Source organism: Brevundimonas sp., assembly GCF_036677305.1.
In the GTDB taxonomy this organism is placed as follows: domain Bacteria; phylum Pseudomonadota; class Alphaproteobacteria; order Caulobacterales; family Caulobacteraceae; genus Brevundimonas.
In genome coordinates, this window is sequence record NZ_JAKFEB010000037.1 from 1 (window position 1) to 8714 (window position 8714).

The 8714-nt window shown below is 68.5% G+C and carries 10 protein-coding genes; 7 read left to right on the forward strand and 3 right to left on the reverse strand.

Translation table 11 applies throughout. The features are described 5' to 3' along the window. On the reverse strand, positions 1-653 hold a 653-nt coding region (locus V6M42_RS02325), incomplete at its 3' end, for an NAD(P)/FAD-dependent oxidoreductase (RefSeq protein WP_332676879.1). 95 nt (positions 654-748) lie between these two features. Here V6M42_RS02325 and V6M42_RS02330 point away from each other — a divergent pair. Together V6M42_RS02330 and V6M42_RS02335 are read left to right on the forward strand one after the other, a co-directional pair. Beyond that, the gene (locus V6M42_RS02330) at positions 749-1537 is read left to right on the forward strand and encodes a uracil-DNA glycosylase (RefSeq protein ID WP_332659452.1); all 789 of its coding nucleotides are present in this window, start codon (positions 749-751) and stop codon (positions 1535-1537) included. Positions 1538-1696: 159 nt separating this feature from the next. Continuing rightward, positions 1697-3367, forward strand: coding sequence for a lytic transglycosylase domain-containing protein (locus V6M42_RS02335; protein ID WP_332676881.1), 1671 nt, complete (start codon positions 1697-1699; stop codon positions 3365-3367). A 392-nt stretch (positions 3368-3759) separates the two neighbouring features. Here the strand turns inward: V6M42_RS02335 and V6M42_RS02340 are convergent, their stop codons facing one another. Beyond that, the gene (locus V6M42_RS02340) at positions 3760-4410 is read right to left on the reverse strand and encodes a glutathione S-transferase (RefSeq protein ID WP_332676882.1); all 651 of its coding nucleotides are present in this window, start codon (positions 4408-4410) and stop codon (positions 3760-3762) included. Positions 4411-4546: 136 nt separating this feature from the next. Between V6M42_RS02340 and purB the strand changes: the two genes are divergently transcribed. From purB to V6M42_RS02355, 3 genes are all read left to right on the forward strand, one after another. Continuing rightward, positions 4547-5848 carry an adenylosuccinate lyase gene (purB, locus tag V6M42_RS02345; RefSeq protein ID WP_332659280.1) on the forward strand — a complete coding sequence of 434 codons (1302 nt, stop codon included), beginning with the start codon at positions 4547-4549 and terminating at the stop codon, positions 5846-5848. Further along, a complete protein-coding gene (locus V6M42_RS02350; protein ID WP_332676884.1) occupies positions 5845-6342 on the forward strand; it encodes a DNA-deoxyinosine glycosylase in 498 nt (165 codons plus the stop codon). Before purB ends, V6M42_RS02350 begins: the two co-directional genes overlap by 4 nt. A gap of 114 nt (positions 6343-6456) precedes the next feature. Next, positions 6457-7050 (forward strand): fasciclin domain-containing protein, encoded by a 594-nt coding sequence (locus V6M42_RS02355; protein ID WP_332676886.1) that lies wholly within the window; start codon positions 6457-6459, stop codon positions 7048-7050. 78 nt (positions 7051-7128) lie between these two features. Here V6M42_RS02355 and V6M42_RS02360 read toward each other — a convergent pair whose 3' ends face one another. After that, complete coding sequence (locus V6M42_RS02360; protein ID WP_332659283.1) at positions 7129-7452, reverse strand: DUF1476 domain-containing protein; 324 nt, start codon at positions 7450-7452, stop codon at positions 7129-7131. Positions 7453-7722: 270 nt separating this feature from the next. On the opposite strand from V6M42_RS02360, the gene purC reads away from it, so the two are divergent. Both purC and purS read left to right on the forward strand, forming a co-directional pair. Then, positions 7723-8481, forward strand: coding sequence for a phosphoribosylaminoimidazolesuccinocarboxamide synthase (purC, locus tag V6M42_RS02365; protein WP_332659453.1), 759 nt, complete (start codon positions 7723-7725; stop codon positions 8479-8481). After that, a partial coding sequence (gene purS, locus V6M42_RS02370) for a phosphoribosylformylglycinamidine synthase subunit PurS (RefSeq protein ID WP_332659285.1) occupies positions 8481-8714 on the forward strand: 234 nt, incomplete at its 3' end. The genes purC and purS, both read left to right, overlap by 1 nt.

Below are 8714 nucleotides of genomic sequence, written 5' to 3' on the forward strand. Positions count from 1 at the left end.
CCCTCGGCGATGAAGACGTATTTGCCGTGCAGTTCGATGCCCGGCTGGAAGTCGTCGGTCGGCTTGCCGTGGCGGTCGATGCCGAAGACGCCGGCGACGACGCCCTTCACGGTTCCGGTCGGCTCGTCCCAGACCACATGGCTGGCGGCCATGCCCGGATAGACCTCGACGCCCAGCGCTTCCGCCTGTTCGCCCAGCCAGCGGGCGACATTGCCCAGCGAGCCGATGTAGCAGCCGTCGTTGTGCATGATGGGCGGCAGCAGGAACATGGGCAGCGAGACCTGGCCCATCGGACCCAGGATCATGAACCGATCCTCGGTGACAGGCGTCTCCAGCGGCGCGCCGCGCTCTTTCCAGTCCGGGAAGAGTTCGACCAGGGCCTTGGGATCAAGCACGGCGCCCGAGACGATGTGGCCGCCGATCTCGGCGCTCTTCTCCAGCACCGCGACGGTGATCTCCTTGCCGTCCTTCTCCGCCCGCTGCTTCAGGCGGATGGCGGCGGCGAGGCCCGCGGGACCGCCGCCGACGATGACGACGTCGTATTCCATCACCTCGCGCTCGACCCCGGCCAGGGCCTCGGCCGGCGGCAGCTTGTCGATCACGGCTTCCTGCCAGGCGTTTGTCGCGCCGCCCTCGATCGCGTCCTCGGCCATGCCCTGATTTCCTCGTGGTCGGTGGGGTCTTGGTGTTTTCCGCTTATCGGAAGGTGACGCAAGGGTGGTCAAGGACTATCCCTGTGCCGACCGTCATGATCACCCAGCCCCTCGACGCCGCCGCGACCGAAAGCCTGCTCGCCTTCTGGCGCGACGCGGGCGTGGACGCCTGTTTCGAGGATGCGCCGGTCGACCGGACCCACGTCGTCCCGCCGCCGGCGGTGAAGGCGGTGGCCAAGGCCACGGCCTCGGTGGTGGCCGCGCCTGACGCCGGGGACTCCCTGGCCGAGGCGCGCCGACTGGCCGCCGGGGCCGGCACGCTGGAAGAGCTGGGCCAGGCCATCGCCGCCTTCGAGGGCTGCCCGCTGAGGGGCATGGGGGCGACGCAATCCGTGTTCAGCCGCGGCAATCCCGAGGCGCCGGTTCTGGTCATCGGCGAAGGACCGGGCGCGGAGGAGGATCAACGCGGCCAGCCTTTCATCGGCAAGGCGGGCCAGCTGCTGGACCGGATGCTGAAGGAAGCGGGGCTCGAGGGCCGCGTGTTCATCACCAACACCGTCTTCTGGCGGCCGCCGGGCAACCGGACGCCGACCCCCGCCGAACAGGCCGTCTGCGCGCCGTTCGTGGAGCGGGCCTTCGCCCTCCTCAAGCCGAAGGCGGTGCTGCTGCTGGGCGCGGCGGCGGCGAAGTCGGTGCTGGCCACCGACGAGGGCATCATGCGGATGCGCGGCCAGTGGAAGGAATGGCGCCTGTCCGAGGGCGCGGTTTCCGCCCCGGTCCTGCCGACGCTGCATCCCGCCTTCCTGCTGCGGCAGCCGATGGCCAAGCGTCAGGCGTGGGCGGACATTCTGTCGCTGGCCGCGCGACTGGACGCCGCGGACTGAAGCCTGTTCATCCTTCAGACTCAAAACTGCCCCAAAATGGGGAGAAATCTTGACACGGGCCGGGGGCGATGGCGCCTTCCGCGCCTGACGACCGAATGAACAGCGCATACGCGACCTGAGTCGAGACGGGTGGCGCAACGCTCAAAGGGGGCCGCCTCAGTGCCGTTTGATTTCCGCCGCGCGATCATCGCGCCGACGTTGGCAGTGGCGCTGTGCGCCATGGCGACCGCCGGCCAGGCCGAGGAAGTCCGCCGCGCGCCCACGGCCCTGAGCGCCGCCGACCGGCTCAGCTACACCACCGCCTTCGACGCGCTTCGCCGCGGCGACCTGAACGCCGCCCGCGATTCCGCGCGCCAGGCCAACGACCGCGTCCTGCTGGGCCAGGTCGAGTTCGAACGGCTGTTCCACGCCGACTACACCGCCACCTACGAGGAACTGTCGGCCTGGCTGTCGGAATACGCCGACCTGCAGTGCGCCGAGCGGGCCTGGACCCTGGCCATGCGCCGGCGGCCCGACGGCGCGCCCGAGCCCCGGCGCCCCACGCGGATGGGCGGCGGCCGGACCTGGAACGCCATCGCGCAGGCCGGCGGCAACACCGAAGGCGACCCGATGAAGGCGGCGCGCGTCGCCCTGAATCGCGACGACCTGACCGGCGCGGTCGCCCTGGGCGATCAGCTGGGCGACTGGTGGACGGTCGGACTGGCCCAGTACCGCCTCGGCGAGTTCGGCCAGGCCAAGATCGCCTTCCAGCGCGTGCTGGACGATCCGACCGAGGACGGCTGGACCCGTTCGGGCGCCGCCTTCTGGGCCGCGCGTTCGGCGGCCCGGTCCGGACAGCAGGATCGCGTCCAGCCCCTGCTGCGCCGGGCCGCGGCCTGGCCGGCGTCCTTCTACGGCCAGATCGCCCTGCGTCAGCTGGGCGAGGAGCCCGCGATCGAGAACCTCGGACCCGTCCCGTACGGCGCGGCCCGGATGCAGCACGCCTCGTATCAGCCCGACGAGCCGATCGGCGTGGACGCCGCCGAGCTGGAAGAGTTCGTGCGCTCCGAGCCGCGCGCGCTGCGCACCGTGGCCTTCTATGAGGTCGGACGGCGCAGCGACGCCCGCGACGAGTTGAAGACCGGCATCCGCGCCGCCGCCACCGATCGGGGCCGCGAGCTGTGGGCCGCCCTGGGCCGGGCCCTCGGTCCGCGCGTGACGGGCTCGGGAGACGACGTGCGCCGCGTCGACGCCGATCGCTATCCGCAGCCGGTGATCGAGCCCGACGGCGGCTTCACCGTCGAACGCTCGCTCGTCTACGCCATCGCCCGCAAGGAAACCGACTTCAACGCCCGCGCCCGTTCCGGCGCCGGGGCCTATGGCCTGATGCAGGTCATGCCCACCACCGCCGCCGAACTGACCGGCGACCGGGGCTTCATCAGCGATCCGGAGCGTCTGTTCGATCCCAACGTCAACGCCCGTCTGGGTCAGGCCTATGTGAACCGGGTGCTGGCCCTGCCGGCGATCAACGGCGACCTGCTCAGGGCCGCGGCCTCGTACAACGCCGGACCGGGTCCGATGGTGGACGCGGTGCGCAAACTGGGTCCGGAAGCGGATCCGCTGCTGCTGATCGAGACGATCGACGTGCCGCAGGCGCGCGAATATGTCGAAAAGGTCGTGGCGGCCTACTGGATCTACCAGCGCATGAACGGTCGGCCGCTGAATACGCTTGATGCGGTGGCGTCCGGCGCCTCGCGGATTCCGCTGGCCCTGGACTATGTCGCGCCGCCGCCGGCTCCGGCCCAGGCGATCGATCTGGCCTCGGCGGCCACGACCGCCGGAACCAACTAGTTTCGATCGAGATTCGACGCCTCAAATCCCGTCATTCCGGGGCCGCGCAGCGGAACCCGGAACCCAGGAGACTGGGCTCAACAGTTTGAAACCCGGCAGGCCGGGGCGTCCAGACGCCTGGGTTCCGGGTTCTGTTCCCGGCTGCGCCGGTCCCAGCCCCGGAATGACGGGATGGAGAAACCCTGCGGCTGATCGTCGATTGAATCTAGATCACGCTGACCAGAAGCGCCGGCAGGCAGCAGGCGATCACGATCATCAGCCCATAGACCATCAGGCTGGGGCGACGCGTGCCGGGCTGCTGGACGGGCGGGGACATGGCGGCCTCCGAACGCGGGGCGTTCTGAAGACTGACAGATACCGATGTTGTCTTAAGGCGCCGTTCCGGTGCGGGGTTAACGACCGGAGAGAGCCTCCGCGGACCACTCCAGAAAATCGGGCTGGGCCAGAAGGGCGTCGCGGTAGGCCGCGGCCGTCCCGTCGTCGCCATGGGCGGCCAGATCGATCTGGAAATGCCGGAACCGCGTCGCCACCGGGGTGAAGAAGGCGTCGGGCACCGACCATTCGCCGAACAGATACGGGCCGCCCTCGCCGAACCGGGTGCGCATCTCGCGCCACAGGGAGACGATGCGGCGGATGTCGCGGGTCACGGCCTCGCCCTTCGGCGGCGGCGACCGGTCGGGGCCGACCATGGTGTGGTCCGGTCCCATGCCGCAGTCGGTGCGCAGCCCCATGAAGCCTCCGTGCATCTCGCAGGCCGCCGACCGCGCCAGCCAGCGGGCGTGAGCGTCGGCGGGCCACAGCCGGACGTTGGGAAAATTCTCCGCGCACCAGACCGAAATGGACATGGAATCCCAGATCGTCTCGCCGTCGACCTTCAGCAGGGGCACGAGGCGAGAGGGCGAGATCGCCTCCAGCTCGGCCTGGCCGGCGGGCGAATAGATGTCGATCTCGCGAACGGTGAAGTCCGCCTTGCAGCGCTTCAGCACCAGCCAGGGCCGCAGCGACCAGGTGGAATACAGACGCGGTCCGATGATCAGTTCCATGAGCCCCTCCAGCGATTCAGTCCGACTGCAATACGGCCGCTCAGGGCGCGCCGCCAGCGGGCCATGGCCGAGTTTGAAGCGGCCCGGCACAAGCGGCGCTTGACTCAACCGGTCGCGGGACCGACACGACGCGCCCATGATCAGCCGCTATTCCCGCCCCGCCGCCGTCGCCATCTGGTCGCAGGAGACCAAATACCGGATCTGGTTCGAGATCGAGGCGCACGCCGCCACGCGCATGGCCGAGCTGGGCACGATCCCCGCCAGCGCCGCCGAGGCGATCTGGGCCAAGGGCAAGGATGTCGTCTTCGACGCCGACCGCATCGACGAGATCGAGCGCACCACCAAACACGACGTCATCGCCTTCCTGACCCATGTCTCCGAGATCGTCGGCGAGGAAGCGCGTTTCCTGCACCAGGGCATGACCTCGTCGGACGTGCTGGACACCTGTTTCGCGGTCCAGCTGGCCCGCGCGTCCGACCTGCTGATCGAGGGCGTCGACCGGGTGCTGGCGGCGCTGGAGACGCGGGCGAAAGAGCACAAATTCACCCCGTGCGTCGGCCGCAGCCACGGCATCCACGCCGAGCCCGTGACCTTCGGCCTCAAGCTGGCCGGATATCACGCCGAGTTCCAGCGGGCGAAGCGCCGCCTGCTGGCCGCGAAGGAAGAGATCGCCACCTGCGCCATCTCGGGCGCCGTAGGCACCTTCGCCAACGTCGATCCGGCGGTGGAGCAGTATGTCGCCGAGAAGATGGGTCTGGCCGTCGAGCCGGTCTCGACCCAGGTGATCCCGCGCGACCGTCACGCCGCCTTCTTCGCGGCCCTGGGCGTGGTCGCCTCGTCGGTCGAGCGGCTGGCCATCGAGATCCGCCACCTGCAGCGCACCGAAGTCCTCGAAGCCGAGGAGTTCTTCGACAAGGGCCAGAAGGGCTCGTCGGCCATGCCGCACAAGCGCAACCCGATCCTGACCGAGAACCTGACCGGCCTGGCCCGTCTGGTCCGCTCGGCGGTGGTGCCGGCGATGGAGAACGTCGCCCTCTGGCACGAGCGGGACATCAGCCATTCGTCGGTCGAACGCGGCATCGGGCCGGACGCGACCATCCACCTCGATTTCGCCCTGCACCGGCTGGCGGGCGTGGTCGAGCGGCTGAACGTCTATCCCGAGAACATGCAGAAGAACCTCGACCTGCTGGGCGGCCTGGTTCACTCGCAGCGGGTCATGCTGGCCCTGACGCAGGCGGGCGTGAGCCGCGAGGACGCCTATGCGGCGGTGCAGGAGAACGCGATGAAGGTCTGGCGCGGCGAGGGCCGGTTCCTGGACTTCCTCAAGGCCGACGCCCGCGTGACCCTGCCGGCGGAACAGCTGGAGGCGCTGTTCGACCTCGGCTATCATACCAAGCACGTCGACACGGTGTTCGCCCGGGTGTTCGGGGCGGCGTGAGCCTCAAGCGCGCCTTCGACCCGGTCGTCGACGCGAACACGCGGCTGCTGATCCTCGGCAGCCTGCCCGGAGACGCCTCGCTGAAGGCGGCGCAGTATTACGCCCATCCGCAGAACGCCTTCTGGCGGCTGGTCGGCGGAGTCATCGGGCGCGACCTGTCCGCCCTGCCCTATCCCGACCGGCTGGAGGCCTTAAGGGCGGCCGGGGTCGGTTTGTGGGATGTCATCGCCAGCGCGCATCGTCCCGGCAGTCTGGACGCAGCCATCCGCAACGCGGAGGGCGCTGACCTGAACCGGCTGGTGGAAACCCTGCCTGCTCTGCGAGCCGTTGCGTTCAACGGTGGAACCGCCGCCCGCCTCGGTCGGCGATGGCTTGCGCCTCGTCCGCAGGTCGAGCTGATCGACCTGCCGTCCTCAAGCCCTGCCTACACCCGGCCTCTTTCGGAGAAGGCGGCGGTCTGGTCAGCACTGGGCGCGATCATACGACCGTGCTGACAGAAGGTGCGGTCACGTGTCGCGGACCAATACCGGCCCTTCGTGCATCTTTTCCGGGCCTGAACAGTACCTGACCCTGAACCGCCGGCAGGGCGGTCGCTCAGGAGAACTTCCATGAAAGTCACCAGAACCGCCACGCTCGCCGGCGTATCGATCGCCGCCATGCTGGCCCTCGCCGCGTGCGGCAACAACGCCGAGGAAGCCGCGCCGGCGGACGCCACAGCGGCTGACGCCAGCGCCATGGCCCCGGCCCCGGCCGCCAGCGGCACCGTCGTCGCCGTGGCGCAGGGCAATCCTGACTTCAGCACCCTGGTCAGCGCCGTCACCGCCGCCGGCCTCGGCGACACGCTGAACGGCGGGGGTCCCTTCACCGTCTTCGCCCCCACCAACGCGGCCTTTGAAAAGGTCCCGGCGGCGACCCGGGAAAACCTGATGGCTCCGGCCGGCAAGGCTGACCTGACGAAAATCCTGACCTATCACGTGGTCCCCGGTCGCGTGGACGCCGCCACGCTGACGCAGCAGATCCAGGCCGGCGGCGGCAGCGCCCAGCTGACCACGGTTCAGGGCGGCGTACTGACCGCTCGCGCCGGTGCTGACGGCTCGGTCACCCTGACCGACGCCAAGGGCGGCGTATCGCGCGTGGTACAGGCCGATGTGGCGGCTTCGAACGGCGTCATCCACGCCATCGATACGGTCGTAATGCCGTAACCACGGCGTCATCGCTGAAACGGAAAGGGCCGCTCCATCGCTGGAGCGGCCCTTTTTCGATCGAAACGCGGAAGCGGCCTATTCGCCGTTGCGGATCTGGTCGCGGGCGATGGACTGCAGTTCGTCCATCTTGCGGCGGATCTCGCCTTCCGAGACGGTCAGGCCGGCGCCTTCCAGGTCCTGGGCGATCTTGCGGAAGACGTCTTCCTCGCCCGGCTGGTCGAAATCGGCCTTGACGATGGCGCGACCGTATTCCTCGGCCCCCGCGGCGTTCAGACCCATTTTCTCGGCAGCCCACAGGCCCAGGAGCTTGTTGCGCCGGGCAACCGCCTTGAACTCCTGTTCCTGATCGAGGGCAAACTTGGACTCAAAGCCCTTTTCCCGATCGTCGAAGGTGGTCATGGGCGTTGCAAGGCTCCGTCAGGCGGCCAAAGCGGGGCCGCAGTCGAGGTGGTCTATATCCACCCCCTACCCGAACGCAACCGGAACTGACGGGGTTGCGACGAGGCGCCCCGGAAGCGCGCCAAAACGACGCTGGTTTGTGTCGCGGCGCCGCATCCGCTAAGGGTTCGCGCGACTTTTTCCCGCCCGCCCGATTCCGGATCAAGCCGCCCAGACACGGTCTGGCCGCTCGCTTTGCGTTTCCGGCAGGCCCCGCCCGGACCGAAGATGATGAACGTCAAGCGCAAGAAGCTCTACGAGGGCAAGGCCAAGATCCTCTACGAGGGTCCCGAGCCCGGCACCCTGATCCAGTATTTCAAGGACGACGCCACCGCCTTCAACGGCGAGAAGAAGGCCCAGCTCGAGGGCAAGGGCGTCATCAACAATCGTATCAGCGAGTTCGTCATGTCGCGCCTGAACGGCATCGGCGTGACCAACCACTTCATCAAGCGGCTGAACCTGCGCGAACAGCTGATCCGCGAAGTCGAGATCATTCCGCTGGAAGTCGTCTGCCGCAACGTCGTGGCCGGCTCGATGAGCCAGCGCCTCGGCATCGACGAGGGCACGCCCCTGCCCCGCTCGATCATCGAATTCTACCTCAAGAAGGACGAGCTCAACGACCCGATGGTCACGGAAGAGCACATCACGGCCTTCAACTGGGCCACGACCCAGGAGCTGGACGACATCCTGGCCATGACCGTCCGCGTGAACGACTATCTGTCGGGCATGTTCGGCGCCGTCGGCATCACCCTGGTGGACTTCAAGATCGAGTTCGGCCGCATCTGGGAGAACGATTTCAGCCGCGTCATCCTGGCCGACGAGATCAGCCCCGATTCGTGCCGCCTGTGGGACACCAATACGGGCGAGAAGCTGGACAAGGACCGCTTCCGCCGCGATCTGGGCAATGTGATCGAAAGCTACACCGAGGTGGCCCGCCGCCTCGGCATCATGAAGGACATGCCGACCGTGATTCAGGGTGGATTGCACTAATGGCCAAGGTGAAGGTGCACGTGTTTCTCAAGCCCGGCGTTCTGGACGTCCAGGGCAAGGCCGTCGAAGGCGCCCTGCACGGGCTGGGCTGGTCGGGCGTGACCAACGCCCGCGTCGGCAAGCTGATCGAGTTCGATCTGGACGGCGCGGCCGATCCGGCCGCCGAGGCGAAGAAGATGTGCGAGCAGCTGCTGGCCAACACCGTGATCGAAAGCTACCGCATCGAGGCCGCG